General features: G+C 50.6%; 25 protein-coding genes. 17 read left to right on the top strand and 8 right to left on the bottom strand.

All coding sequences use genetic code 11. The features are described 5' to 3' along the window. Nucleotides 1–9: 9 nt before the first annotated feature. The 4 genes from recN (at nt 10) to LX87_RS07500 (ending at nt 3,290) form a co-directional block, all read left to right on the top strand. Nucleotides 10–1,668 carry a DNA repair protein RecN gene (recN, locus tag LX87_RS07515; protein WP_111627607.1) on the top strand — a complete coding sequence of 553 codons (1,659 nt, stop codon included), beginning with the start codon at nt 10–12 and terminating at the stop codon, nt 1,666–1,668. A gap of 45 nt (nt 1,669–1,713) precedes the next feature. Beyond that, nucleotides 1,714–2,148, top strand: coding sequence for a hypothetical protein (locus tag LX87_RS07510; protein ID WP_111627606.1), 435 nt, complete (start codon nt 1,714–1,716; stop codon nt 2,146–2,148). 69 nt (nt 2,149–2,217) lie between these two features. After that, nucleotides 2,218–2,865, top strand: coding sequence for an SCO family protein (locus LX87_RS07505; RefSeq protein WP_111627605.1), 648 nt, complete (start codon nt 2,218–2,220; stop codon nt 2,863–2,865). Continuing rightward, entirely contained in the window at nt 2,862–3,290 is a 429-nt protein-coding gene (locus LX87_RS07500; RefSeq protein ID WP_111627604.1) for a c-type cytochrome, read from the top strand. Before LX87_RS07505 ends, LX87_RS07500 begins: the two co-directional genes overlap by 4 nt. Before the next feature lie 3 nt (nt 3,291–3,293). Here LX87_RS07500 and lptC read toward each other — a convergent pair whose 3' ends face one another. The 3 genes from lptC to LX87_RS07485 all read right to left on the bottom strand — a co-directional run bounded on the left by lptC (nt 3,294) and on the right by LX87_RS07485 (nt 5,944). Next, the gene (gene lptC, locus LX87_RS07495) at nt 3,294–3,848 is read right to left on the bottom strand and encodes an LPS export ABC transporter periplasmic protein LptC (RefSeq protein ID WP_229310582.1); all 555 of its coding nucleotides are present in this window, start codon (nt 3,846–3,848) and stop codon (nt 3,294–3,296) included. Between the two features lie 94 nt (nt 3,849–3,942). Further along, nucleotides 3,943–5,229 (bottom strand): BamG family beta-barrel-assembly machinery protein, encoded by a 1,287-nt coding sequence (gene bamG, locus LX87_RS07490; protein ID WP_229310581.1) that lies wholly within the window; start codon nt 5,227–5,229, stop codon nt 3,943–3,945. Continuing rightward, complete coding sequence (locus LX87_RS07485) at nt 5,213–5,944, bottom strand: type III pantothenate kinase (protein ID WP_111627602.1); 732 nt, start codon at nt 5,942–5,944, stop codon at nt 5,213–5,215. Before LX87_RS07485 ends, bamG begins: the two co-directional genes overlap by 17 nt. A 68-nt stretch (nt 5,945–6,012) precedes the next feature. Here LX87_RS07485 and LX87_RS07480 point away from each other — a divergent pair, with 68 nt between their 5' ends. The 5 genes from LX87_RS07480 (at nt 6,013) to LX87_RS07460 (ending at nt 11,808) form a co-directional block, all read left to right on the top strand. Beyond that, nucleotides 6,013–7,152, top strand: coding sequence for a mechanosensitive ion channel family protein (locus LX87_RS07480; RefSeq protein ID WP_111627601.1), 1,140 nt, complete (start codon nt 6,013–6,015; stop codon nt 7,150–7,152). Between the two features lie 411 nt (nt 7,153–7,563). Then, nucleotides 7,564–9,606: a transcription termination factor Rho gene (gene rho / locus LX87_RS07475; protein ID WP_111627600.1), complete on the top strand. Its 2,043-nt coding sequence runs from the start codon at nt 7,564–7,566 to the stop codon at nt 9,604–9,606. 166 nt (nt 9,607–9,772) lie between these two features. Then, on the top strand, nt 9,773–10,702 hold the full coding sequence (locus LX87_RS07470) for an OmpA family protein (RefSeq protein ID WP_111627599.1): 930 nt from the start codon (nt 9,773–9,775) through the stop codon (nt 10,700–10,702). A gap of 45 nt (nt 10,703–10,747) precedes the next feature. Further along, nucleotides 10,748–11,224 (top strand): helix-hairpin-helix domain-containing protein, encoded by a 477-nt coding sequence (locus tag LX87_RS07465; RefSeq protein ID WP_310587896.1) that lies wholly within the window; start codon nt 10,748–10,750, stop codon nt 11,222–11,224. A gap of 32 nt (nt 11,225–11,256) precedes the next feature. Continuing rightward, nucleotides 11,257–11,808, top strand: coding sequence for a helix-hairpin-helix domain-containing protein (locus LX87_RS07460; protein WP_111627597.1), 552 nt, complete (start codon nt 11,257–11,259; stop codon nt 11,806–11,808). A gap of 75 nt (nt 11,809–11,883) precedes the next feature. On the opposite strand, the gene htpG is transcribed toward LX87_RS07460, so the two are convergent. Further along, on the bottom strand, nt 11,884–13,713 hold the full coding sequence (gene htpG, locus LX87_RS07455; protein ID WP_111627596.1) for a molecular chaperone HtpG: 1,830 nt from the start codon (nt 13,711–13,713) through the stop codon (nt 11,884–11,886). A gap of 273 nt (nt 13,714–13,986) precedes the next feature. Here htpG and LX87_RS07450 point away from each other — a divergent pair, with 273 nt between their 5' ends. Then, nucleotides 13,987–14,295, top strand: coding sequence for a rhodanese-like domain-containing protein (locus LX87_RS07450; RefSeq protein WP_170139321.1), 309 nt, complete (start codon nt 13,987–13,989; stop codon nt 14,293–14,295). Nucleotides 14,296–14,300: 5 nt separating this feature from the next. Here the strand turns inward: LX87_RS07450 and dapF are convergent, their stop codons facing one another. Beyond that, a complete protein-coding gene (gene dapF, locus LX87_RS07445) occupies nt 14,301–15,071 on the bottom strand; it encodes a diaminopimelate epimerase (RefSeq protein WP_111628318.1) in 771 nt (256 codons plus the stop codon). A 165-nt stretch (nt 15,072–15,236) separates the two neighbouring features. Beyond that, nucleotides 15,237–15,614, bottom strand: coding sequence for a 50S ribosomal protein L19 (rplS, locus tag LX87_RS07440; RefSeq protein WP_111627595.1), 378 nt, complete (start codon nt 15,612–15,614; stop codon nt 15,237–15,239). 173 nt (nt 15,615–15,787) lie between these two features. Here rplS and LX87_RS07435 point away from each other — a divergent pair, with 173 nt between their 5' ends. Next, nucleotides 15,788–17,287, top strand: a complete 1,500-nt coding sequence (locus LX87_RS07435) for an NAD(P)H-hydrate dehydratase (RefSeq protein WP_111628317.1) — start codon at nt 15,788–15,790, stop codon at nt 17,285–17,287. 732 nt (nt 17,288–18,019) lie between these two features. Here LX87_RS07435 and feoB read toward each other — a convergent pair. Further along, nucleotides 18,020–20,158, bottom strand: a complete 2,139-nt coding sequence (gene feoB, locus LX87_RS07430; RefSeq protein ID WP_111627594.1) for a ferrous iron transport protein B — start codon at nt 20,156–20,158, stop codon at nt 18,020–18,022. Nucleotides 20,159–20,217: 59 nt separating this feature from the next. Next, nucleotides 20,218–20,457, bottom strand: coding sequence for a FeoA family protein (locus LX87_RS07425; RefSeq protein ID WP_111627593.1), 240 nt, complete (start codon nt 20,455–20,457; stop codon nt 20,218–20,220). Nucleotides 20,458–20,771: 314 nt separating this feature from the next. Between LX87_RS07425 and LX87_RS07420 the strand changes: the two genes are divergently transcribed. From LX87_RS07420 to LX87_RS07395, 6 genes are all read left to right on the top strand, one after another. After that, nucleotides 20,772–21,440 carry a heme exporter protein CcmB gene (locus LX87_RS07420; RefSeq protein ID WP_111627592.1) on the top strand — a complete coding sequence of 223 codons (669 nt, stop codon included), beginning with the start codon at nt 20,772–20,774 and terminating at the stop codon, nt 21,438–21,440. 7 nt (nt 21,441–21,447) lie between these two features. Continuing rightward, nucleotides 21,448–22,146 carry a cytochrome c biogenesis protein CcsA gene (gene ccsA, locus LX87_RS07415; RefSeq protein ID WP_111627591.1) on the top strand — a complete coding sequence of 233 codons (699 nt, stop codon included), beginning with the start codon at nt 21,448–21,450 and terminating at the stop codon, nt 22,144–22,146. Nucleotides 22,147–22,187: 41 nt separating this feature from the next. Next, complete coding sequence (locus tag LX87_RS07410; protein ID WP_111627590.1) at nt 22,188–22,394, top strand: CcmD family protein; 207 nt, start codon at nt 22,188–22,190, stop codon at nt 22,392–22,394. A gap of 111 nt (nt 22,395–22,505) precedes the next feature. Then, entirely contained in the window at nt 22,506–22,946 is a 441-nt protein-coding gene (locus LX87_RS07405) for a cytochrome c maturation protein CcmE domain-containing protein (protein ID WP_111627589.1), read from the top strand. A 137-nt stretch (nt 22,947–23,083) separates the two neighbouring features. Next, complete coding sequence (locus LX87_RS07400; RefSeq protein WP_111627588.1) at nt 23,084–25,735, top strand: heme lyase CcmF/NrfE family subunit; 2,652 nt, start codon at nt 23,084–23,086, stop codon at nt 25,733–25,735. Next, complete coding sequence (locus tag LX87_RS07395; protein ID WP_111627587.1) at nt 25,732–25,959, top strand: hypothetical protein; 228 nt, start codon at nt 25,732–25,734, stop codon at nt 25,957–25,959. Before LX87_RS07400 ends, LX87_RS07395 begins: the two co-directional genes overlap by 4 nt. Nucleotides 25,960–26,055 lie beyond the last annotated feature (96 nt).

Genomic DNA, 26,055 nt, shown 5'->3' with positions numbered 1-26,055 from the left:
AACGTTGTTATGCTTTCGCATTTATTGATAAAAAATTACGCCCTGATCGAGCAGCTGGAAATGGATCCCGATACCGCGTTGAACATCATCACAGGTGAGACGGGGGCCGGAAAGTCCATTATGCTCGGCGCCATTGGTTTGCTGATGGGGAATCGGGCGGATACCAAAGTACTGTATAACCCGGCTGAAAAATGCGTTATCGAAGGCATGTTCGACGTGTCGGGCTACGTTATTGAAAATTTATTTGAGGAGATTGACCTCGATTACGATACAACCTGCGTGGTCCGGCGGGAAATCAGTCCCAGTGGCAAATCCCGCTCATTCGTCAATGATACCCCCGTCACGCTCGATCTTCTCCGGCGGGTTACGAGTCAGTTGATGGATATTCACTCGCAGCACGATACTATTTTGCTGGGTTCTAACGAGTACCAGTTACAAATTGTTGACACCTACGCCCAGAACGACAACCTGCTGCGTCAATACCGTACCGATTACCGGGAATACCGGCTTCAGCAGGAAACGTATGAGCAACTGCTGAAGGAGACAGCCAGCATGAAAAAGGAGTTTGACTACAACAGCTTTCTGTATGAAGAACTTCATAAACTCGAATTGCAGGCCGACGAACAGGAGTTACTGGAGCAGGAACTGACGATTCTGGAGAATGCCGAGGACATTAAAGAACGACTCCAGTTGTCGTCAGATTACCTGGACAACGCCGAACAGTCGGTGGTAGTGTACCTCAAGAACGTCGTTAATAATCTGAATTACGTCACGCGTCTGGCCGAACGATTTAATCAGCTTCGTGACCGGGCTCAGAGTTCCCTCATCGAATTGCGGGACCTAGCCAATGAAATCAGTAGTGAAGAAGATAGCATCGAGACCAACGATTTGCGGGCCGAAACCATCCGCGAACGCTTGAACCTGATCTATCAGCTTCAGACCAAACACGCCGTCAAAACCGTTGCCGAATTGCTGGAGATTCAGGCAGACCTGGAGAAGAAAGTCAGTAAAATCCTGAACTCGGACGAAGAACTGGCCACGGCCAAAGCCGCCAGCGAAGCCGCCCTGCAACAACTGATGCAAAGCGCTCAGGCCCTGTCGGAGTCTCGTCAGACCGTGCTTGTCCAGATCGAAAAACAAATCGACGGGTTACTGACCGACCTCGGTATGCCCAATGCTTCACTGAAAATTAACCTGGAGACTGGCAAGCCCACGAGCACCGGCATTGACACGGTGTCATTCCTGTTCAGCGCCAACAAGGGTGTGAAGCCGCAGCAGTTGAAAAATGTTGCTTCGGGGGGTGAGTTTTCCCGTCTGATGATGGCGATCAAATACATTCTGGCCAGCAAGCGCTCGCTACCCACAATCATTTTTGATGAAATCGATACGGGCGTTTCGGGCGAAATCGCGATTAAGATGGGAAATATGATGCGAGACATGGCTCATAATCACCAGATTATCGCCATTACGCACCTCCACCAGATTGCTGCCCAGGGTAAGGCCCACTATTTTGTTTACAAAGACCACTCGGGCAACCGTACCGTCAGCCGGGTTAAAAAGCTTAGCCAAAGCGAGCGGATTCAGGAAATTGCCCAGATGATTGGCGGTAACAACCCGTCGGCCAGCGTACTGAAAAACGCGAAAGAGCTTCTGTCGCAGAAAGCCTAGTAAAGAATAAGATCAATGTAGTATTGCCTATTTCCACAAACATTCATGAAAAGCAACCTCCTCTCCACCGTACTAGTTAGTTTACTTGTTACTGCCTGCCAGCAGTCCGACGACAAAAAGGAAATCCAGCAGATTCAGGATCAGGTGATGGCTGTTCACGACGAAGTGATGCCCCATTCGGACGAATTGATGGACTTGAAAGAGAAGATAAGCAAACAAATTGATAGTCTGTCGAAGGTTACGCCCGCAACGGCCAGCCTGAAAAGCCGTCAGCAGGAAGGAATCGCTATTAATCAATCACTGACCGAAGCGGATAGTCTGATGTACGACTGGATGAATCACTACCGGGCTGATACCTTAACCGGGATGGATGCCGCACAGGCGAAAATATACCTGGATCGGGAGCTGGCAAAAATTACCGTCGTGAAAGAGAAAATAAACAGCGGAATTACAGAAGCCAAGAAATTCTTAGGCCGGTAGGCGTGTTGAATACGTAGAAGAAACTATTCAATAAACGCGTTTCAATTCTTTGATTTCCTCTTAAAAAGTATGCATTCCGTTCTTAAAAATAGTGTTTGGGTCACGGTACTGGCCCTTTTTGCCGCTTGTTCTTCATCCGAAAACCGCTTGCCCATTTTCGGCGAACGCGACACCGTAACCAAAGTCGTCGACGGAAAAACCGTAACCGACACGGTTTACTATAAAATACCGCCATTTCAGTTTGTCAATCAGGATAGTTTGCCCGTTAGCGACAAAACCTACGACGGTAAAATTTATGTAACCGACTTCTTTTTCGTTACCTGCCCGACAATTTGTCCAAAAATGAAAACCCAGATGAAACGGGTTTACGATAAATTCAAGGGCAATCCAGATGTAATGTTTCTGTCTCACACGATTGATCCCCGGCACGATACGCCCGCCGTTCTAAAAGAATTTGCGAGCAGTCTGGGCGTTACTGGCACCCAATGGCAGTTTGCCACCGGCCCCAAGGAAGAAGTCTTCAAGACCGGAAAAAGCTACATGGTGGTTGCGCAGGAAGATGCCGGTGCGCCGGGCGGATTGCTCCATAGCGGGCACTTTGTTCTGGTGGACAAGGAAAAGCACGTCCGGGGTATGTACGACGGCACAACGGAAGAAGGAGCGGATAAACTCATGGCCGACATTGACCGGCTGCTGGCTGAATATAAAAAGCAATGAAAAGAGTATTGATCGGACTGGCGGTATTGTTTCTGTTTTTTCAGACGGCCTGCCAGAGCCAGGAAGAGCTAAAAAAGGAGAAGTATTTTGTAGAAGGATATCAGCTTTACACCGAACACTGCGCGAATTGTCATCAAACCGACGGTAAAGGACTTGAAGCGCTTTATCCACCGATCAACGGTTCTGACTACCTGAAGAATAAAGAAAAAGTGATTTGTCTGATTCGCTTTGGGCAGAACGAACCCATTACCGTAAATGGAAAACGGTTTTCACGGCCCATGCCGGCCAACCCCCAACTGACGGATATTGACGTGGCCGCCATTACGACGTACATTTACAACAAATGGGGTGACGAAACCGTCATTTCTGACGTGAAAGAAGTCAGCAGAGTGCTGGACGTGTGCCGGGATCAGCAGAAACCGTAACGCTTACGGATTCCCTTCAGCCAGACGGAAAATGCCCGTAGGCTTACGAATGAAATAGTGTGAGAACGACTGATCGGTATCCAGTCCGATTCCTTCCAACCGCTCGTTGGTGGCTTTGCTAAGGATTTTAACCGGCTTTTCGGTATAAACCTTCTTGGTAGTCGGGTTCCAGTTAAGTTCCGGCGTGTATAGGTCCTGATTCTTTTTCTTGTTCACTACGACCACATTGCCCATTACGCGGTAGAAGTTCTGGGCGTGCACGTAGCGTCCGGAGTCCGCCCGTAATGTAGTTTCCACCTGACCGTCAGGCCCGTAAAACTCAATGTTGACGGTTTTGGGATAAACCCGGTCGTTGGTCTGGTATTTATACTGCAACGGCGTGGTCATTCGGACCTTCAACTGAGCCGCTTCGCTGTACAGCACCTGCACGTCGTTGATTTCCTCTAATGGACCGGTATACGGTTGTGAGTTTTTAGCCGCTGGCTCATCCTTACAACCGCTCAAGCCTATGCTGATCAAGCCAAGGCATAAAACCGCAGTAATACGCTTACGAATCATTGTTTTGTTGTGTACCATTCTGACGTTAGAACACCAGTCTAAACGACCTGGTTCACCCGTTTGAGTAAACGGTAACGAAATGGGCCAGCCAGCACTAATCAACCTTGTACCGTACGAACCATTGCTGATTGAGCGAAAAGCCAAGTCCTATTTTAAAATACCGCTCACGAATTTGCCCTTCCGTGACGGTTCCACGCTGTCCGCCGATCAGGGAGAGTGTCATTGAATTAACAAATTGTCCAACGGGCAGAGAAAGACCAAGACTGACATTCATATCGGTCGGCTGTTTCCCACCAATTGAGTACGGCAACGTAGCGTAGTTAAAACCCAGCCGGTAAGGAATCAAATCAATATAGCGGCTCGAACGGATTTTTGGCGTATACTCCAGCCCCGCCCCAATGGAATAACTGTCTTTCAAACCGCCCGACGTGCCACCCAGATTGGTAAACTTTGACCAGGGTTGGTAGCCGAATTCAACTCCGACAGCCAGCTTTTGTGATTTTTCAAGCACGATACCACCCCGGAACTGCGTCGGCAAGGTAATCGAACCCTTACTCTGGGTACTCACCGTGTCCGGGTTTGAGATCAGGGTGCCCCCCGCGTCGATTTGCTGATACGTATCGACCGAACTTCCGCTGAGCTTCGTCATGGGATCGATCGTTGCACCAATGTTGAGGAACCAGTCTTTGTTTAGTTTAGGCCGCCAGGCTGCTCCCAGGCGCCATAGAACGTCGCCATAACTATTCAGCGTCGAACGCTTGACCGTAATATCGTCGCCACCAATCAGCAAGCGCGAGTCCGAATCGTTGGTGATGTTACCGAAAATAAAAGAGGCATCCACACCGACAAAAAGGTTTTTGGTCAGGCTAAACCCGTTCGTCAATGTTGCTTTGTTGAGCCCACCCCGTCCGTGGTAGATGTATTCAGCTTCATAAATTGTACCGGGTATACGCTGATACTGCGTCGTCTGGTAGTCAACGTAGCTATAAGGCCGTAAGCCGATGCCCGCCGACCAGAATTTCGTAACCGGAAACGCCAGCGTCAGGTAACTCAGGTTTCCACCGAAATCCTGCTGGTTCTGGCCACGGTTATCCGACAGCTTTTTGCTTTGTCCCAACAAGCCCACTTCAAAAATGGTAAACCGGTTCCGAACCAGTAAGGCCGGGTTGGCGCTGTTGAGAAAAAAACCGTTGGCATAGGCTGTTCCCAGTCCCCCCATCCCCAGGTTGGTGATATTATTGTTTCCGTGGACTTCGCCAATACCGAGCGACGAATAAGGAGAATTGCCTAAACCCTGTGCCTGAGCAGTTAATTGGGCTACGCCCAGGAGTAAAAGGCCGGTAAATAAGACGGATTTGAGTCCGTTACGAGAGGTAGACATTATGTTGTAAAATACGATTCAATCCAATCAGCACTAGTTCCGGAACTACAAAGATGGGAGGTTTCAGGCTACTTTCAAAAAAAGGAGCGTCCCCCCCACATATTAACACCTTTATGTTGGGGCGTTCCCGGCGGTGTGCGTCGATAATTCCGTTTAACTCAGCCAGTAATCCGTTGATAACTCCCGATTGCATGGCCTGTCGGGTATTTTTCCCTAACAACGTGGGCCGGGGTTCTTCGGGTTCAACCAACGGTAGTCTTTCTGTAAACGAATGCATGGCCCGGAATCGCATACGAAAGCCGGGAGAAATCATCCCGCCGTGAAAAACGGAATCCGCATCGACGTAATCGTAGGTCACGCAGGTACCCATGTCAATCACCAGACAATCTTCCACCGGAAAACGAACCGTGGCTCCTACCGCAGCCGCAATCCGGTCCGTACCGAGGGTATGGGGGGTATCATACCGTTTTTCCATCGGCAGCGGAGTATAGCCATCCACCGTCAGCCAATAGGTTTCGGGCTTCAGCGGAAGCTGGTCCCGCAGCTGCTCTGCCGGGCGGCTGGTCGACGAAATGACGACGGCGTCGGGCGGTTGTTTCCGGACCCGGTCATGCAGGGCCTCAATGGATAGATGGGCGTGCACTTCGATCAACGCCCCGTTTTCAAAAAATCCGGCTTTAATCGCGCTATTACCCCAGTCGATAGCGATGTTCATTAATGCAAAAATTGCAAATAGAGGCCAGATTCCTCAATTTTGGGTGTTAAAAATGCTTAAAATGCAGCATGGAATCATTGGAACGATGGCTTAAGCAGGAATTATTGGGTAATTCTGTGGGTAATCTGATTGCTTTCGCCATCCTTATTTTATTGGCGTTAATGCTCAAACGGGTGTTATCGATGGTGCTGAGCCGGTTCTTTTACCGACTGGTAAAACCCGACTCCGGTTCTATACCCGTCGGCGACTTTATTCGGCTGATGCGGCAACCCATCGAGTTTCTGATCCTGCTGCTCATGCTCTTTCTGGCCTTCGACCGCCTGAATGTACCCAAAGAATGGGGGCTGACTCCGCCTACCGAATTTGGCTACCGTTTTATCCTGATCCGGCTGTACCAGACCATTCTGATGATTACGCTGGCCTGGATCGCCATTCGGTTCGTGAAATTTATTGGGCTGATCTTCCAGAAGCGGGCCGAATTGACCGAAACCAAACTCGACGACCAACTGGTACCGTTCGTTCGGGACCTGATGATCATGGCCGTGTCTGCCATCGCTTTTTTTGCTACCCTGAGTATAGTCTTCGACATTAACGTCATTGCCCTGGTAACCAGCCTGGGGATCGGCGGTCTGGCCATTGCCCTGGCGGCTCGCGAAACCCTGGAAAATTTGTTTGCCTCCTTTGCGATTCTGCTCGACCGTCCATTTATCACGGGCGATACCGTTACCGCCGGAACCGGCCCCAACCAGGTCACGGGAACGGTCGAAAAAATCGGTTTTCGCAGCACCCGACTTCGGACCGACGACGGTAGTCAGATTGCCGTCCCGAACCGGTTGATGATTTCGCAGTCGCTCGATAACATGACCCAGCGCAGCCAGCGACGGGCGAAATTTTTCCTCCGTCTCACGCTCGACACACCCGCGGAAACGCTCCGGGCCATTGTGGACGATATCCGGCAGTATCTTGACAGCCAGCCCGAAACCAGTCAAAGCCCGGCCCTCATTCAGTTTGATGCGTTCGGAGAAAGTTCGCTCGACATTCTGGTTCAGTTTTACGTGGCGACCGGCGACTGGCGGGAGTACAATAAGATTAAAGAAACGGTGAACTATCGGTTGCTGGAGATTGTTAAAACTCATAGCGGGGAATTCGCTTTCCCTTCAAGAACGTTGTATGTAAGATCGCCGACTGCGTATCCATTGGATAGATAAAAAGAAAAATACTCAGTATTTTCGATTATTTATCAAAACATTTGCAGGTTTTGCGCGTTCTTATTGACAAAACGGGATTAATAGCTTAACATTGTGGTCACAATAGGTTCTGACACCGGTTCTCGGGTGCTCTGCCTTTTATCCATGTAATCTGAGGCTGCCAGCCAAATTCACCTGATCAGACTGTCCTGTTAAACCGCACACGCATTCGCGTTGTTGTGTCTGTATACCGAAACAGTTGCGGCAAGTGTATAGGTCAAGCAATTCATCTGACTTGTAGTTATCGAAAACATTTAAGCACGATTTTCCCCGTTTTGATTCATTCACCCCCGTTCACCGTAACGACGGTTCAACTAGCGACATTATCTCACACTTATCAAGTAAAGCCCTCTTTGCTTACTCTGGCTTTTTATGTATAATAAGGAAGAACTCGAACTGAAACTCTTATCAGAATTGAGAGTGATTGCTGAATCATTCAGCATTCGCGACATTGGTAAATTAAACAAAAAGGATCTGGTTTACAAGATATTAGGCCAGCAAGCCTTACAACCGGACCCGGTACTGGATGCTGCTGCTGAAAACGGCGTATCAGAAGCCGCCCCGGCGGCCCGTCGTGGCCGCCGTACCCGCCAGGAACCGGCAGAACCAACCCCGGCGGTAGCCGTAGCTGAACCAGCACCGGCGGCTGCCGAGGAGATTACACCATCTGCCCCTGCCCTGGCTCCTGAACAGCCGGAAGCGCAGGCTCCTGTCCAACTCAACCGGCCCGAAGAACGCCGAACTCCGGCCAACCGCCCTACCCGGGAAAATGCACCGAGAAACGGACGGGCCACCGAAATGACGAATAACCGCCCGCAAAACCGGCGCGGACCCGAACAGACTGGCCCCCGTCCGGCCCGTAATGAACAGGCTGATACGCAGGACGCCCGCCGGGTTCGGCAGCGCATCCGCAAAGATGATGGCATGACGGAAGAAACCCCTGCGGCATCGGCCAATTTAAACCCGATTGATAGAAAACCCGGCCCAGACCGGATGGCTCGCCCGGAGCAACCACGAAATCGGAAGAACGAACTCGAACAACCGGCGCTGGATCTGTCCATCGAACCGGATGTAGATGATTTCTACACCGCTCCGGTCGAAACACCGGCTGGTGAACCCGAAATTCCGACGGTCAGCCCCGAGGTTTCGGAAGCACCCGCTCAGGTTGCTCAGCCCGAACCAACGGTTTCTGCTCCTCAGCCTTCGGTGCAGGCCGAACGCCAGCAGCGCGACCTGACGCGCCCGGATGATTATACCAACCGCATTCGCCGGCAGTATAATCAGCACGTCCGGGAGTTCGACGGAATTATCGAAAACGAAGGCGTTCTGGAAATTATGTCCGACGGCGGCTACGGCTTCCTACGGTCGGCGGATTACAACTACCTCGCCAGCCCGGACGACATATATGTATCACCGTCACAAATTAAACTCTTCGGTCTGAAAACCGGAGACACGGTACGGGGACAGATTCGGCCACCGAAAGAAGGAGAAAAATACTTCGCCCTGCTGCGCGTGTCGTCAGTGAATGGTAAAACTACCGAGGAAATCCGTGACCGGATTCCGTTTGAGTACCTGACTCCGCTGTTCCCGGAAGAAAAACTGAACCTGAGCTACCGTGCCGATCAGTATTCTACCCGGATTGTTGACCTGTTTGCCCCCATCGGTAAAGGCCAGCGCGGAATGATTGTGGCCCAGCCAAAAACCGGTAAAACGGTGTTGCTGAAGGACATCGCCAACGCCATTACGAAAAACCACCCGGAAGTATACCTGATCATTCTGCTGATTGACGAACGTCCGGAAGAGGTAACCGATATGGCCCGCAGCGTTAACGCGGAGGTTATTTCGTCTACGTTCGACGAACAAGCCGAACGACACGTAAAAGTATCGTCGATGGTTCTGGAAAAAGCCAAACGGATGGTCGAATGTGGTCATGATGTAGTGATTTTGCTCGACTCGATTACGCGTTTGGCGCGTGCCTACAATACCGTTGTACCGTCGTCGGGTAAAATCCTGTCGGGTGGTGTTGATGCCAATGCGCTGCACAAACCCAAACGGTTCTTCGGGGCAGCCCGCAACGTTGAAAACGGCGGTTCTCTGACCATCATTGCCACGGCTCTGATTGATACGGGTTCTAAAATGGACGAAGTGATCTTTGAAGAATTCAAGGGAACGGGTAACATGGAACTTCAGCTCGACCGGAAACTGTCCAACAAACGTGTTTACCCGGCTGTCGATGTGCAGGCTTCCGGTACGCGTCGCGAGGATCTGCTGCTCGACAAAGAAAGCTTGCAACGTATCTGGATTCTTCGCAAACACATGGCCGATATGAACCCGATGGAGTCAATGGATTTCCTGCTCGACCGGATGCGCGGCACCCGCAACAACGACGAGTTTCTGGTTTCCATGAATCGTTAAAATCGGTTTATTCGCTTAAATCCAATTAAAAAGCCCTATCAGCGTTTACATAGACGCTGGTAGGGCTTTTTGGTAGGTGTTGACAAAAAGGGAGGAATTTGAATGACTTTCCGCAACCTCATCCGTCATAAGGATAGAATGGAACCTTCAAAGCCTCCTTTATTTCATGCTCACCACAAAAACTCCCTGGGTTGTCTTACTCCTTCTTTGGATGGGTGGTTCAACCTACTGGCACGTTTGCCGCATTAAACAGTTATGCCTGGACGATGCCACGCCTTCCACACCGGTGTCCGTTGCTACTCCAACCCGGCCTTTTACGGTTCCCGGATTACAATTTAGCGATGGCACTTCCACCACTTTTCGTTCACCCGGCCATTTAGCCTTTGCAAAATCTGGCGCTGATGCCAACCTCAACGGTATTCGTCCCTTACTCGACTCCCTGGCGTTATACCTGAAATCGAATCCCGATAAGCAACTGCAATTGACAGGCTTTTACGATGTCAACGAGCAAAATTCGTCGTCTGAATCCAATCTGGGTGTGGGCCGGGCCAACAGCATCCGCGCTTATTTAATGAGCCTGGGAATTCCCGAAGGCCAGTTTCAGGTCGTTGGCGCAGAGAAACCCGATCTGTCATTTACGCCCGCTGGCGACTCGTTGTACGGAGGTGTCCAGTTTGCTTTTTTAGACGAAGTTCTGGTAAAAGAGCAAAAGTCGACCGAAGAGGAGTTGGCCAACGGCGAAACGTTTGCATCCATCTTCGAGCCGATGGACCTTTACTTTAACACCGGAAAGATTGACTACATCAGGACCGCCGAAACTGTGAAGTTTCTTGAAAAAACAAAGGCTTACCTGAAGGAGCATCCAGAGCAGAAACTGCTGGTTACCGGCCATACCGATAATAGCGGCCCTGACGCACTTAACCTAACTCTCTCCAGAAAGCGGGCGGACGCCGTAAAAATGCAATTTGTCAAAGCCGGTATTGCCGCCAGCCAGATTGAAGTCGAAGGCAAAGGCGAAATCCTGCCGATTGCCTCGAACAACACCGAAGAGGGTCGTCGGGCCAATCGCCGAACCTCCGTCGTCGTGAAAAAGTAACCACACCCATTTCGTTCACCTTAATTTGTTACCACCATGTTTGAAATGAATCCCTATCAACTGCCGGATGCCGACTTACAGCACTGGATCATGTTGCTGGTTGCTGGCGTGCTGGGTTTTATCATCGGTTACATTATCCGGCAAGCAACGATTCGTCAACTCGAAGCGCAGCTTTATACAACGGAAAACCTTGTAGAAGACTGCCTAAAAGCCAACTTGAATAGAGAGGAAACTGTCATTCTGCAACGAATTTCCGCCCGGGCTCACGAATTAAATTTCACCCGGATTGGCCTGGCGACCCGCGCCGAAGCCGACGATCTCAAGGAAATCAACGGCATCGGTCCGTTTTTCGAGAAAAAACTGCACAGCCTGCGCATTTATACCTTTCGCCAACTGGCCAGTTTCACAACGGAAGATGTGCAGAAACTCAGTGATATTATTGAGCTTTTCCCCGATCGCATCGAACGCGAAAACTGGATTGGTCAGGCTCGAGCTTTGTACCGCCAGAAATACAGCGTCTAAACACTACCGTTTGACTTAAAACTTCTCATACTATGTTTAATCTGGATCCTTTCAGCCGGGGCGTCGCCATTTCTGAAATACTGCTTTTGTTAGCCTTTGCCGCTCTGGTTGGGTATCTACTGGCCCGGTTGCTAACCAACGGCCGCATTCATAACGTACGGGCTCAAATAGCCGAACAGGAAGCGGCTTTGGCCGAATGCCAGCGTAACCGGAGTGCAACCGCTTGGGCACATTCTCCCCTACTAACCCCAAAACCGGTTGGTGAAAAAGGGGTGACTGGTGAAGACGCTACGTTGCGAAAAATTGCATTCCGGGCGTCGGAATTAAACTTTAACCGCATCGGTTACGCTACATTAGATGAGGCCGATGACTTAAAAGAGATTGTAGGCGTTGGGCCTTTCTTTGAACGTCAGTTAAACACACTAGGCATCTACAGCTTCCGGCAACTGGCCAACTTCACAGCCGAAGATGTGGAAAAGCTTAGCGACATCATCGAATTCTTCCCCGACCGCATCGAACGGGAGGACTGGGTCGGACAGTCTAAAAAACTGTATATGACCAAATACGGACGGCCTGTTCAGTAAACGGTTTAAATAAAAACGGACGGCCTCGGAAAGGCCGTCCGTTTTTATTTAAACCGTTTACACAACGGCCATGCCTTACAGCGTCTCAACCGTCCGGCGGATAAACGCCGTCAGGTCAGTACCGGAAAGCATTCCCTGCGACAGTTTCGCCAGATCCAGGCTTTGCTTGATTAGCACTTTCTGCTCGTCGGTATCGCTTACTTTCAGAATGCGGTCGGCCAGCGGGTGATTGGCGTTTACGGCCACGTTATAGCTATCCGGCATCGGGCCAAACATGCTGCGTTCTCCGCTCAGGGCCGACATATCTTTCATTCGACGGAAAAATTCCGGCAACGTAATGATGACCGGTAGCTCGTCGGTCGGCATGGCTTCGACAGAAACCGCTGCGGTTTTATTGTCCAGCACTTCTTCAAACAACGATTTCAGTTTGTTCCGGTCGTCTTCCGATAAAACACTTTCGTTGCTCAGTCCTTTATCAATCAGCTTGTCGAACGTATCGGAGTCGACCCGCTTCAAACTGGTTTTTTCGAGCTTGTATTCCAGCGTATTAATAAAGTGGCTATCGATGACGGTATCAAACAGCAGGACTTCGTACCCCCGCTTTTTGGCCGAATCGATAAAACCATCCTGTTTCTGACGATCGTTTGTATACAGCCAGACAGCGGTACCATTTTTGTCCGTCTGATTTTCTTTAACGGCTTCGCTAAATTCGTCAAACGTAAAATACTTGCCGTCTACGTTTTTCACCAGACAGAAATCCTTCGCTTTTTCGTAGAATTTGTCATCGCTGATGATACCGTATTTTATAAACAGTCCGATGTCATCGAATTTCTGCTCAAAGCCAGCGCGGTCATTCCGGAAAATCTCGGAGAGCTTATCCGCCACCTTGCGTGTAATGTAACCGTTGATTTTTTTAACGTTGCTGTCGGCTTGCAGGAAGCTCCGGGAAACGTTGAGCGGAATGTCCGGCGAGTCAATCACGCCGTGCAGCATCATCAGGAAGTCGGGCACGATGTCTTTTACTTCGTCGGTAATAAACACCTGACGGCTGTACAACTGAATTTTTTCGCGCCGGATCTGGAAATCGTTTTTAAGCCGTGGGAAGTAAAGTACACCTGTCAGGTTGAACGGATAATCAACGTTCAGGTGAATCCAGAACAACGGCTCTTCCGACATCGGATAGAGTTCTTTGTAGAAATTCTGGTAATCCTCATCCGTCAGTTCGGACGGTGACTTGGTCCAGATGGGGGCGGTATTGTTGATCGTCGTGCCGTCAAATTCGATGGACACTGGCAGGAAACGACCGTATTTTTCAAGAATGGTCCGCAGCCGGTTTTTATCCAGAAACTCTTCTGAATCCGGGGCAATGTGCAGAATCACGTCAGTACCGTGTTCGGCACGCTCGGCTTCCGTAATTTCAAATTCGGTGGAGCCGTCGCAAATCCAGCGGGCAGCCGCCGAACCTTCGCGGTAGGATTTGGTAATGATTTCAACCTGTTGCGCCACCATGAAAGCCGAGTAGAACCCTAAGCCAAAATGTCCGATGATGGCACCCTTTTCGTCGAGTTTATCCTTGTATTTCTCCAGAAATTCCGAAGCTCCCGAAAAGGCAATCTGGTTGATATACTTTTTAATTTCTTCCGCCGTCATCCCGATACCCCGGTCACTGACGGTAATCGTTTTAGCTTCTTCGTTAAGGGTTACGGTTACTTTCTGCTCGCCCAACTCCCCGTTAAACTCACCGAAACCGGCCAGTTTTTTCAGTTTCTGGGAAGCATCAACGGCATTGGAAACCAGTTCTCGCAGAAAAATCTCGTGATCAGAATAAAGAAACTTTTTAATGATCGGAAAGATGTTTTCCGTATGAATCGAAATTTGACCTTTTTCCTGAATGGTCGAGTTCATGACAATAGAAATTAGTATGATTGACGGAAATAATCTGACGTCGACACGACACCAAGAACTGTTCCAGAGCCGTCGGATGTGACAAGTTGGCAGATTTTTTGACGGAACCTTTACTATATGGTTTCCGTTGCCAACCATTAGGCAACTGGTTTTACTACGACCCGAAAATGCTTATATAGCCCGACCATAATTCTCAGACACAGCTAAACACCCTCCGCATTTTTTGTGTTACTTAATTCAGTAAGTCGGATAATCTACATCAATCCTGATACCGTGAGCCAGAAAACGTATACCGACATTACAACGGAAGAAATGGAGTCGTTAGTGATGCAGCCGGAAACCGTCATTGTCGATGTCCGTGATGAGTGGGAGTTTGAAGAGTTTAATATCGGTGGGCTAAACATTCCGCTGGCCGAAATCCGAGACAAACGGCATTATCTGCTCCCCTACGACAATGTCATTGTCGTCTGCACAAACGGAATCCGAAGCCGGGTGGCTGCCAAGGATTTCTGCCGCCACCCCGAACTGGAAGCCAAAAATATGTATCACCTGAAAGGCGGCATCCTGGGCGTGGACGAATAAAACCGTCAGGCGTCAATGGAACCGCTATAAACCCGAACGGCGGGACCAATCAGATAAAGTTCGCTGAAATGATCCTGGTCGTGGGCTACAAAGGAAACGCGCAGATTTCCGCCCAGCGTCCGGATCGACACGGGACTCTGCATACCGAGCTGGCGGTGTGCCACCAGGGCCGATGCCGTCACCCCTGTTCCGCAGGAATACGTTTCGTCCTCCACACCCCGTTCATACGTCCGGACAAACAGGGCGTTCTCTCCAATCGGTTCAATGAAGTTGGCGTTGGTTCCTCCGGGAGCAAACCGTTCGCTGTACCGAACCGGGCGGCCTTCAGCAACAACATCCATCGACTCGACATCCTCCACCACTTTCACATAGTGCGGAGAACCCGTGTTCAGGAACGCATAATCAGCGTGCTGATCAATCCCGGAAATCTCGTTCATCTTCAGCGAAACCTCTCCGCCATTGACCACGGCCCGGTGTTCGCCATCGACGGCCAGAAAACGCGTTTCTTTTTCAAACAGTCCCAGATCGTGCGCAAACCGGACGATGCACCGCCCACCGTTGCCGCACATACTGCCCTCTGCCCCGTCGGAGTTGAAATAAATCATCTGAAAATCGAACTCCGGATGATTACGGAGCAGAATCAGACCGTCAGCACCAATTCCAAACCGCCGGTGACAAAGCCGGGCGATACGTTCCTGGGAGATGGGAAACGTTTCGGCGCGGTCGTCGATGAGAATAAAATCGTTGCCGGTTCCCTGGTATTTGAAGAAATCGATCATGGTCAGGAAGTGAGCGTGATGAGTTACGAAGTCTGAATTAAGAGTCGCTTCGCGAGTAGAATGCGTCAGTCAATTCATACTTTTTAATACATCACTCCTAATTTTTTGGTACAAAAAAAGCCGTCTTTCCAGACAGCTTCTTATTCGTAAGTCATACAGTGCTTATGCCTGTGGCTGCCGACTTTTTGCTTTCCGCTCCTTAATACGTGCAGCTTTGCCCTGACGGCCACGTAGATAGAACAGACGAGCGCGACGAACTTTACCCAGACGAACCACTTCAACTTTGTCGATGTTTGGTGACAGAACCGGGAAAATCCGCTCTACACCCACACCGTTTGAAATTTTACGTACCGTAAATGTCTCTCCATTGGTGTTCGGATTCCGGCGTTGAATCACCGTACCCGAGTAAACCTGAATCCGCTCTTTGTTTCCTTCGCGGATTTTAACGTGTACATTGACTGTGTCGCCTGATTGAAAGACCGGAAAACCTTCCCGGCGGCTTGCGTTGTCAGCTTCGACCAGTTTAATTAATTCACTCATGACCGTAGATATCTTCGGGGGTATGAAATTTCTTTATAAGCCGCAAATGTAGGAATTAATTTCCGTTTTATAAAGGGCTAGGCTGAAATAAATTGATGGACGAACGGTTGGATGCTGACGAGGTTTTTAGCTATTTCGCCACCACAACCCCTTATCCCGTCAATTTCTCGCTGATGAAGATTCTCAACGTTGAACAAACCCGCGCGCTCGATCAATATACCATCGAACATGAACCCGTTGCCCCCATTAACCTCATGGAGAGGGCTGCACAGGCGTTTACGGACTGGTATACGGCCCGTTTTGACAAAGATCGTCCGGTTCGGGTCTTCTGCGGGTTGGGCAACAACGGTGGCGACGGTCTGGCCATTGCCCGGCTGTTGACACAACTGGAATACAAGGTTCAGACGTATGTGGTCCGGTACGCCCCCCGCGAATCGGAAGACTTCATGCATAATCACCGGCGCCTGAAACTAATTGCCCCCATTAGTTACATCGAAAACGAACGCGACATCCCGGTCATCCGCAACCGCGAGGTTGTTATTGACGCCATTCTGGGTTCCGGTTTGTCGCGAACGACGGAGGGCATTGTGCAGTCAGCCATCGACGCCATCAACCACAGCCCGGCCACGGTGGTCGCCGTTGACATTGCCAGCGGCCTTTTTGCCGACGCGGCTAACGGCCCCAACGCGACGATTATCCAGCCCGATTATACCGTTACCTTCCAATTGCCCAAGCTGGCCTTTATGCTCCCTTCTCAAAGCCAGTACGTGGGAGAATGGCATGTGGTAGACATTAACCTGAGCCGAACCTTTATGGACCGGACGCCCACCACGTATTTTTACACGACCGAAAGAGAGATCCGGCATCTGCTCCGTCCCCGAAACCGCTTTTCCCACAAAGGCTCGTTTGGGCATGCCCTGCTGTTTGCGGGTAGTTATGGGAAAATGGGGGCTGCCGTGCTGGCTTCGCGGGCGTGCCTGCGGTCGGGCGTTGGCCTGCTGTCGGTTCAGGTGCCCCGCTGCGGCTATGATATCATCCAGACCACGGTTCCGGAAGCCATGTGCCAGCCCGACGGGCATCAGCATATCCTGACGGGTCAGTCGGAACTGGAAGAGATTGACCTGAGCAAATACGCAGCTATCGGGGTTGGTCCCGGTATTGGCACGGCACCCGAAACCCTTGCGATGCTCACCAAACTGCTTTCCGATGCCCAGAAACCGCTGGTCATTGACGCGGATGCTCTTAACCTGATCGCGCAAAACCGTGAGTTAATTGCCAAAATCCCCAAGAACAGTATTCTGACTCCGCATCCGAAAGAGTTTGAACGACTAACCCGGCGCTGGACCAGCGACTATGATAAACTGGGCCTTCTGCGCGATTTCGCCCAGCGAAACCGTTTAGTGGTGGTTTTAAAAGGCGCTCACTCTGCCATCGCCACCGCCGACGGAACCACCCACTTTAATTCTACGGGTAACCCCGGCATGAGTACAGGCGGTACTGGCGATGTGCTGACGGGCATCCTGACGGGTTTGCTGGCACAGGGATATGATCCGGTGGAAGCCGCCGTGCTGGGTGTCTTCGAACACGGACGCGCAGGCGACCGGGTGGCCAACCAACGTGGGCAAATCGGCCTGACGGCACAGGACATTATTGAGTCGCTGCGCTGGGATTAACTCTCCTTTTCTTGCTACAGCACCGGCTTTTTCTGACGGTTTAGCCCGCCAGAACCAGATAGATAGCCGTTATTCCAGAAAATATTTTCTTACTCCATTCAAGCTACTTCCAACTCCCATACACAATACGGGGTCATTAGTTGTGTAAGGGATTCCCGGGGAGTGTAGAAACTATTCCACAAACAAGCTCTGTCCCGCATTGGTGACATAGTATGACGATGGGATTTTACGCATATGTCAAAATGTAACTACTTAATAGCCAGTAGTATACTTATTGACTCCCGGCAGACCGGTTATTGAAACCAAAATGGAATAGAATTTGAAAATAGTTAAGTAAATCAGCATAAACCGAGACGGGAAAACTACTTGAATTTAAAATCACGTAGTTGTACGTATAACCGAATCAGGCTGATTGTTCAAATTTGCACTATATCCAACACCGAAGTATACCACACCATAATTTGTAAGTTACCATGAGAAACAGTGTCCCCAAAGAATGGAAAGTAAGTCGCCCAGGGCGTCGGGTCCGTTTTGAAATCGATCAGATCTCATTACTTGGCGTATTGACAGTCATGATCTTTGCCTACATTCTTTTTCACTTTGTCTATCCGATCATATCGAAAGGGTTGCTCTGGTAACGGACAAAACCGTAAAGAATTAATACCTAAGAAACAGATTTCATGTAGAGATGCAGCCGTAAAAGCCTGCTGCTCTTTTTGAAATCTGTTTTTTTTATTTCATCAATTGGTACACCAGGAAAGCGGAAACATAAGCCAGTACACTCATATACCCCAATTGGATCAGCGGCCACTTCCAGCCTTTTGTTTCGCGGTACACGGTGGCAATGGTGCTCATACACATCATCGCAAAGACATAAAACACCAGCAGCGAAAAAGCCACCGCCGGGGTATACATGGGCCCGCCCGTCTCCGGATTTACCTCCGTTGCCAGTTTCTCCCGAACCGTGCTGTCATCTTCCCCGTCGGCACTGCCAATGCTGTAAATCGTCGCAATCGTTCCGACAAACACTTCGCGGGCGGCAAACGAACTGATGAGCGCAATGCCAATTTTCCAGTCGTAGCCCAGCGGCTTAATAGCGGGTTCGAGAATTTTCCCAAACCGTCCGGCATACGATGCTTCCAGCCGTTCGGAAGCCACCCGGTTTTCGATCTGTTCCGTCGGTATATTGGCCGATTGATGTCTCACCCGGTTCTCGGCCTGCTCCATGTCATCACCGGGGCCGTAGGAAGCCAGCACCCATAGCACAATAGAAATAGCAACAATAACCCGCCCGGCCTGCCAGACAAATGATTTGACGCTATCCCAAACCGTAATACCGACGTGATTCCAGCGAGGCCATTTGTACGTTGGCAACTCCATGATGAATAAGCCTTTATCGCGCGCTTTCACCAGTTTTTTAAAGACGTAAGCCGCAACCAGTGCAGCCGCCAGCCCCAGCAGATACAGGGCCATCATCACCAGTCCCTGCATATTGAGAAAACCCAGTATGGTTTTTTCCGGCACGACCAGGGCAATCAGAATGGTATAAATGGGCAAGCGGGCCGAGCAGCTCATCAGTGGTGTCACCAGAATGGTAATCAGCCGTTCGCGCCAGGAACCGATGCTGCGGGTCGCCATAATGGCCGGAACCGCGCAGGCTACGCCCGAAATCAACGGCACAACGCTCCGCCCGTTCAGACCAAATTGCCGCATGATGCGGTCCATCAGAACCATCACGCGCGACATATAACCCGATTCTTCCAGCAGCGAAATCAGAAAAAACAGAAAGGCGATCTGCGGAATAAATACCACCACGCCCCCGATACCGGCCAGAATACCGTCGGTCAGCAAATCCGTCAGCGGACCTTCGGGCAGCCGTTCGTGCAGGGTGTTGTTAATCCAGGTAACGCCTTCGTCAATCCCATCGACGAACGGTTGCGCCCAGGCAAAAATGGCCTGGAAGATCAGCAGCAGGATGGTCAGAAAGATGGCGTATCCCCAGAACGGGTGCAGCAGGATCCGGTCGATGCGCTGGCTCCAGGTAGGCTGGTCGAGCGGGCGGTTATTGGTTACCGCTTCCCGGGCCACTTCACCGATCCGTTGGTAGCGTCCGATGGTTTCTTTCGTCTGGAAATCCAGTTCGTTAAAACCGTATTTATCGATCAGGCCGTCCAGCCGGACCCGTTGCGGCTGGTCCAGAAACGTAAAACCGTCGTGTTGAATGAGGTATTGCAGGGCAACGTAGTTGTTGTCGAGCCGGTAGTTTTCCCGAACGTCCGAAATAAGGCCCTTCATATCCAGTCCGGCAGAAGCGCCTGCCAGCGCCGGATCAAAAAAAAGTTTGTCGGCCACCACCGGTTCGCTCAGTTGCTGTTCAACGGCTTTTTTCAGCCGGTCGAGCCCCTCGCCCACCCGCGCATTGATTTTCACGACCGGTACGCCCAGCTGCATCGACAACCGGACGGCATTGATTTCCACCTGCTGCTGCCGGGCAATGTCCAGCATGTTCAGCGCCATGATTACGGGTACGCCCAGATCCTGAATCTGGCTAAAAAGCAGGAGATTCCGGTTCAGGTTGGAGGCATCCACCACCACAATGGCCACGTCGGGGTAATCCGGATGGTCAGGATTGGCCAGAATATCGGTGACCACCTGCTCATCCAGCGATTTGGGATAAATGCTGTAAACACCCGGCAGATCGACCACCACCACTTCGGTGGTCTCGTTCAGAAAAGCCGTACCCGACTTTTTATCGACCGTCACACCGGGGAAGTTGCCCACTTTCTGGCGCAGACCGGTCAATTGGTTAAACAGCGATGATTTTCCGGAATTCGGATTGCCCACCAGGGCGATAACGGGTTTTGATTTCAATGATTCAGTAAAATATTAATAGTCGATACCGGCGGGCCGTTCCAACTATATAGTTCCTATTAGTCGACCAATATGGTAGCGGCTTCGACCTTCCGCATCGAGAGACAGTACCCGGAAACGTTCAGGCAAATCGGATCGCCCAGGGGTGCTTTGCAATGCAACGAAACTTCTGTACCGGGCAAACATCCCATTTCCAGCAATTTCAATGACATCCACTGGTCACGAAACGACCGAATCACGGCTTTTTCTCCGATTTTCAAATCTGCGACGCTCCGTGTATTCTCTTTCGGCTGGTCCATAGACGCTCCAAAATTATTTAGAATTATTAAAAATTAACGAAAGTTAAGCCTTATCCATTCGCTTTCATAAAGAATTCTTGAAAAAATACTGGCTACAGGAACGGCAAAGCTGAAACGACAAAAATAGTTAAAACAGACAGAATCCTAAAACTTGGTCAGTGAATACCGGCTTCTGGCAGAGTTCTTGAAAAAACCGGGTTTCTTATCAAGCGGAACTGGGGTTTGTGTTGTAATTTTGTAGAATCTGGTATAAATAACTAGTAGTACGTAAACCAAAAACCAACTCATTGATGGGCTGACGCCCGAGGCTAGTCATGCAACAGATTGGTGTCCTGATCGGCAAAGAATTTCGGCTGGAGTGGCGGCAACGCTACGCCCTGAACGGGATGCTGCTTTATATCGTAAGTACGGTTTTCGTTTGTTTTTTGAGCTTTAGTCTACGCCGGAACCAACTGACCCCAATGGTCTGGAACGCCCTGTTCTGGATTATTCTGCTCTTTACGGCCATCAATGCCATTGCAAAGAGTTTTGTGCAGGAACGGTCCGGACGGCTTTTGTACTATTATACACTGATCAGTCCGCAGAAAATTATCCTGTCCAAAATTCTGTACAATACGCTGCTGATGCTGGTACTGGCCGGACTGGGGTTCGGCATTTATACGCTGGTGATGGGCGTACCCGGGCAGGACATGGATATGCCGCTGTTTTTGCTCAACCTGCTTTTGGGAGCTATCGGGTTTGCGGCTTCGCTGACGCTGGTGGCCGGTATTGCATCAAAAGCCGAGAACAGCGCAACCCTGATGGCGGTGCTGAGCTTCCCGGTGGTGCTTCCGCTGCTGCTGATGCTGATTCGTGTCTCAAAAAATGCACTTGATGGATTAGACCGTAGCGTTAGTCTGGACGAAATCGGTACTTTACTGGCAATCGACGCCATTGTTCTGGCGTTATCGGTGATGTTATTTCCCTACTTGTGGAGAAGTTAAAAAGACTATGAAAAAACATTGGTGGAAAGCCTTAGCCGTCGTCATCATGACGTACGTGATCTGGGTCGGCCTGATGGGCGACGTTCCCCGGCAACCCATTCTGAACGAGAGCATTCGCAACGTTTACTTCCACGTACCGCTGTGGTTTTCGATGGTGATTCTGATGCTGACTTCTATGATCTTTGCCATTCGCTACCTGCGGAAAGGCCGTCTGAACGATGATCATGTTTCGGTAGAATTTGCCAACACCGCCATCCTGTACGGTATTCTGGGCTGCGCCACCGGCTCACTCTGGGCCAGCGTGACCTGGGGCGACCCCTGGCCCAACGACCCCAAGCTGAACAGCGTGGCCGTGGGGATGCTGATGTATTTCGCCTACCTGATTCTCCGGAATTCGTTTGACGATGAACTCCGGCGCGCCCGGGTTTCGGCGATTTATAACATTTTTGCCTTTGCGGTTTTTGTGCCGCTCATCTTTGTCCTGCCCCGCCTGACCGACTCCCTGCACCCCGGCAACGGCGGTAACCCGGCTTTCGGGCAGTATGACATGGACAACGGGATGCGGCTGGTCCTGTATCCGAGCGTGATCGGAATGACGCTGATCGGGGTCTGGATTACCCAGTTACGCGTCCGGCTCCGTCGGCTGCGCGACCGGCTCGACAATGTCAACGATTCCCTGCCTAAAGCCCATTCCACTGCGGAATGATTACCGGTTCAAACTTGTTATCACTTTACACTACTCACTGTATGCTACATAGATTTCTGGTTCTTTGCTTTTTACTGTTGCTGTCGTTCAGCAGTCAGGCTCAGGAGATTGAGATGGCCGACCGGCTGCGGGCCGACGGTAAAATCTGGGTTGTGGTGGCCGTATTTCTGGTCACGTTTGCGGGGGTAATTATTTACCTCATCCGACTGGACACGAAGATCAGTAAGCTGGAAAAAGAGATTAAGTAAAGCCCTGACAAACGAAAAAGGAGAAACAAAATCGGAAAAGCTGACATTCGTCATTCGCATTTCAGCGATTATTTCCAATCTTTCTCCCTCTTATTACACGAATGTATCATCATGAAAAAAACACATATTTTCGGGATTATCATCATTGCACTGGCGATCGGTATTATTATCTCAACAGCCGGTGATGCCAGTTCGTACGTTTCCTTCACCCAGGCAGCCGAAATGGCCCAGAGTGGTGAAAAAGACGGTGTTCACGTGGTTGGTAAGCTGACCAAAGACGCTCAGGGGCAAATTACGAACATGGTGTATCAACCCCAGATTGACCCCAATCACTTTGAGTTTACGCTGGTCGATAATGAAAACCGGACACAGAAAGTGGTGTACAACGCCCCGAAACCGCAGGATTTTGATCGTTCGGAGCAGGTGGTCGTTATCGGCACCATGAACGGTGATCATTTTCAGGCCGACAAAATTCTCTTGAAATGCCCGTCGAAATACCAGGAAAACAAACTGGAAACAAAGGAGTACGAAGCGAAAAAAGCAACTATCTAAGATGGCTGTAATGGCTGCATGGCTAATTGGGTAGATAGCTGCACAGCGGTTGGATGGTTTTCGGGCCATTTACCCCGACAGCGATCTGACCACTTAGCCATTCAAACCATCAAGTTCACCCCTCTAGTCATTCAATCATGATTCATACGACTGTTGGTCAAATCGGCCACCTTTTTGTTATTCTTTCTTTTGTAACCGCCCTGATGGCGACGGTTGCCTACCTGCGGATTTCGCTGGCGGGTAACGATCTTCTCCAGAACAAACGCGAGCTTACGCAATGGCGCTGGCTGGCCCGGGGGGCATTCTACGTCCACGGTCTGACCATTCTGGGAGTTGTCGGCAGCCTTTTCTATATCATTTTTAACAACTACTACGAATACCACTACGCCTGGAATTACTCGTCACGGGCCTTACCGGCGGAATACGTGATTTCGAGCTTCTGGCACGGGCAGGAAGGTAGCTTTCTGCTCTGGCTGTTCTGGAATGCAATTTTAGGCGTTGTTCTGATCCAGACCAACCGGGATGATCGCACCAACGGCACCCGCCAGTGGGAAGCGCCCATGATGACGGTTTTTGCGCTCGTACAGGCGTTTCTGGCTTCCATGATTCTGGGCGTTGTCTTTGGCGACACGTTCAAGATCGGGAGTTCGCCGTTTCTGCTGCTGCGGGAGGCTATGCCCGATGCCCCGATTTTTACCAGCAATCCCAATTACGTTCCGGAAGATGGCAAGGGGATGAACCCCCTGTTGCAGAACTACTGGATGGTGATTCACCCGCCAACCCTCTTCCTGGGTTATGCCACTACACTGATTCCCTTTGCGTTCTGTATTGCCGGTTTGTGGAAAAACGAGCCGAAAGAATGGATGCGTCCCGCCCTGCCCTGGGCCCTGTTCTCAGCGATGGTGTTGGGCGTCGGCATTCTGATGGGCGGCTACTGGGCTTACGAAACCCTCAACTTTGGTGGTTACTGGAACTGGGATCCGGTCGAAAACTCGGTATTGGTTCCCTGGCTGGTGCTGGTAGCGGCCATCCACGCCATGCTCATTGGCAAAAAAAGCTCAACGGGTTTAAAAACAGCCATTATTCTCTCGGTTTCCTCGTTCCTGCTGATTCTGTATTCGACCTTCCTGACCCGTAGCGGTATTCTGGGCAATTCATCGGTCCACTCGTTCACCGATCTGGGATTATCCGGCCAGTTGCTGATTTACATGCTGGCTTTTATGGCCATCGCCATTGTGCTGATCGCAGCAAAGTGGAAACTGATCGAAAAAGACGAGGAAGAAACCTCCGTTTACTCGAAGGAATTCTGGGTTTTTATTGGTGCAATTGTGCTTTGCCTGGCCAGTTTTCAGGTGTTAAACACAACCTCATTCCCGGTTTACAACAAAATTGGCGAAGCGTTTGGCTTCAACCCCAATATTGCGATGCCCGCCGATCAGGTAGCGCACTTCAACAAATTCCAGGTCTGGTTTTTCGCGGTAATTGCGGTTCTGACGGGAATTGGGCAATACATCTGGTGGCGTAAAACCGCTAAAAATAACCTGAACGCCCTGATTACCCCCGCCATCATTTCGCTCGTCATCAGCGGTGCGCTGATTGCCTACGGTAACATCACCAAACCGGCGTTTATGGCGCTGCTGACCGCTTCCGTCTTTGCAATCGTGGCCAATTCGAGCATTCTGATAGGGGTTGTCCGGGGTAATTACAAGCTTTCTGGCGGTGCCGTAACGCACATTGGGGCGGCCCTGATGCTGCTCGGCGTTCTGTTTTCGTCGGGTTATTCGAAAATCGTGTCCATCAACAACACCGGTCTGCTGATTTCGAAAAGCGAGGATTTCACGAAAAACGATAACAAGGAAAATAAAGAAAACGTCATTCTGTGGCTGAATCAACCCCAGAAAATGAGCGGCTATCTGCTGACGTACCGTGGAAAACGGATTGAGATCCGGGGTGTGCCCGATTACGTTCCCCGCGACTGGGTTGAACCGCTCGTAGGAGCCAGCCCGGAATTCAGCTATCACGGTATTGCCCTGCACGACATTGAACAGAACGGAAAGCTTTATCATAAAAAAGGCGATACCGTGGCGCTGCATCCCGAAAACACCTATTACGAAGTTGAATACCGTGAACCGGGAGGAAAAGTCTTTACCCTGTTCCCGCGCGGTCAGATCAACGAGCAGATGGGTGAAGGCGGTTTTCTGCCATCGCCGGACATTCGCCGGATGCCGGGGAAAGACCTCTATACTTACGTAGCCACGGTTCCGGATCCGAACAGCGAAGGCACCTGGAGCCCCGCCGAAACGTACCGGATTGCTCCGCGTGATACGTTCTTTGTCAACGATTACGTAGCTGTTTTTGACAACATTGAGCAAACCCGCGAGATTGATGGGACTCCGCTCGGCCCCAACGATGCGGCTGTAAAGGCCGTGGTTCGGGTACTGGATAAAGAACGGGAATATGTTCTGAAACCGGCGTTCATTATTAAAGACCGGCTGGTGGGCCGAAAAGCCGAAACAAACGACGAACTCGGTCTGCGGCTTCAACTGGATGAAATTGATCCGCGCACGGGCTTGTTTACCTTCTCGGCCAACACCACCCAGCGCGACTACATTGTGATGAAAGCGAAAGAAATGCCGCTCATCAACCTGCTCTGGATCGGGACGTTTGTGCTGGTGATTGGCTTTTCGATGGCCGCCGTCCGGCGTTACCGGGAGTTTACCAAGATGCGGGATAAGGATAAAAAGAAACCGGTCGTGGTTGCGAAACAGCCTACCGTAAACCGCATATGAAGATTTCTGAAACCGTTCTTGGTGCTCTCTCCCTCGGCTGTCTCATTCTCTGGGTGCTGGAGTTCCGGCGGACGGGCACGTTTGGCGAACATTACTGGCTCTTGATGCTATGTCTGGCCTTTTTGCTTGCTTTTATGTATGTTCGTGGGGTACACCTGAACCGGCCCGAACAAAAACCGCCGGTTGCAGTTAAAGCGAACAAACGAAAAAAAAAGAAGTCCTGAACGGGGCTGTTTAAACCGGGATTCCACGGACGAAGCGATTTACTACGATTATAGGCGGGTAAATTCGTTCATCCGTGGAATCCTGGTTCAAGACGG

It is taken from the genome of Larkinella arboricola (assembly GCF_003259745.1).
Taxonomy (GTDB): Bacteria; Bacteroidota; Bacteroidia; order Cytophagales; family Spirosomataceae; genus Larkinella; species Larkinella arboricola.
The sequence above is the reverse complement of the archived record's forward strand: the minus strand, read 5'-3'. Positions and strand labels throughout refer to the sequence as shown.

Bases quoted from the DNA above. Each gene is read 5' to 3' on its own strand.
- bamG (WP_229310581.1), bottom strand. From the start codon at position 5,229: ATGTCTACCTCTCGTAACGGACTCAAATCCGTCTTATTTACCGGCCTT.
- LX87_RS07420 (WP_111627592.1), top strand. From the start codon at position 20,772: ATGCAACAGATTGGTGTCCTGATCGGCAAAGAATTTCGGCTGGAGTGG.
- LX87_RS07435 (WP_111628317.1), top strand. From the start codon at position 15,788: ATGAAGATTCTCAACGTTGAACAAACCCGCGCGCTCGATCAATATACC.
- LX87_RS07480 (WP_111627601.1), top strand. From the start codon at position 6,013: ATGGAATCATTGGAACGATGGCTTAAGCAGGAATTATTGGGTAATTCT.
- LX87_RS07500 (WP_111627604.1), top strand. From the start codon at position 2,862: ATGAAAAGAGTATTGATCGGACTGGCGGTATTGTTTCTGTTTTTTCAG.
- LX87_RS07460 (WP_111627597.1), top strand. From the start codon at position 11,257: ATGTTTAATCTGGATCCTTTCAGCCGGGGCGTCGCCATTTCTGAAATA.
- LX87_RS07410 (WP_111627590.1), top strand. From the start codon at position 22,188: ATGCTACATAGATTTCTGGTTCTTTGCTTTTTACTGTTGCTGTCGTTC.
- recN (WP_111627607.1), top strand. From the start codon at position 10: ATGCTTTCGCATTTATTGATAAAAAATTACGCCCTGATCGAGCAGCTG.
- LX87_RS07505 (WP_111627605.1), top strand. From the start codon at position 2,218: ATGCATTCCGTTCTTAAAAATAGTGTTTGGGTCACGGTACTGGCCCTT.
- LX87_RS07470 (WP_111627599.1), top strand. From the start codon at position 9,773: ATGCTCACCACAAAAACTCCCTGGGTTGTCTTACTCCTTCTTTGGATG.
- LX87_RS07510 (WP_111627606.1), top strand. From the start codon at position 1,714: ATGAAAAGCAACCTCCTCTCCACCGTACTAGTTAGTTTACTTGTTACT.
- ccsA (WP_111627591.1), top strand. From the start codon at position 21,448: ATGAAAAAACATTGGTGGAAAGCCTTAGCCGTCGTCATCATGACGTAC.
- lptC (WP_229310582.1), bottom strand. From the start codon at position 3,848: ATGATTCGTAAGCGTATTACTGCGGTTTTATGCCTTGGCTTGATCAGC.
- LX87_RS07400 (WP_111627588.1), top strand. From the start codon at position 23,084: ATGATTCATACGACTGTTGGTCAAATCGGCCACCTTTTTGTTATTCTT.
- LX87_RS07405 (WP_111627589.1), top strand. From the start codon at position 22,506: ATGAAAAAAACACATATTTTCGGGATTATCATCATTGCACTGGCGATC.
- LX87_RS07395 (WP_111627587.1), top strand. From the start codon at position 25,732: ATGAAGATTTCTGAAACCGTTCTTGGTGCTCTCTCCCTCGGCTGTCTC.
- rplS (WP_111627595.1), bottom strand. From the start codon at position 15,614: ATGAGTGAATTAATTAAACTGGTCGAAGCTGACAACGCAAGCCGCCGG.
- LX87_RS07485 (WP_111627602.1), bottom strand. From the start codon at position 5,944: ATGAACATCGCTATCGACTGGGGTAATAGCGCGATTAAAGCCGGATTT.
- LX87_RS07425 (WP_111627593.1), bottom strand. From the start codon at position 20,457: ATGGACCAGCCGAAAGAGAATACACGGAGCGTCGCAGATTTGAAAATC.
- rho (WP_111627600.1), top strand. From the start codon at position 7,564: ATGTATAATAAGGAAGAACTCGAACTGAAACTCTTATCAGAATTGAGA.
- htpG (WP_111627596.1), bottom strand. From the start codon at position 13,713: ATGAACTCGACCATTCAGGAAAAAGGTCAAATTTCGATTCATACGGAA.
- LX87_RS07465 (WP_310587896.1), top strand. From the start codon at position 10,748: ATGAATCCCTATCAACTGCCGGATGCCGACTTACAGCACTGGATCATG.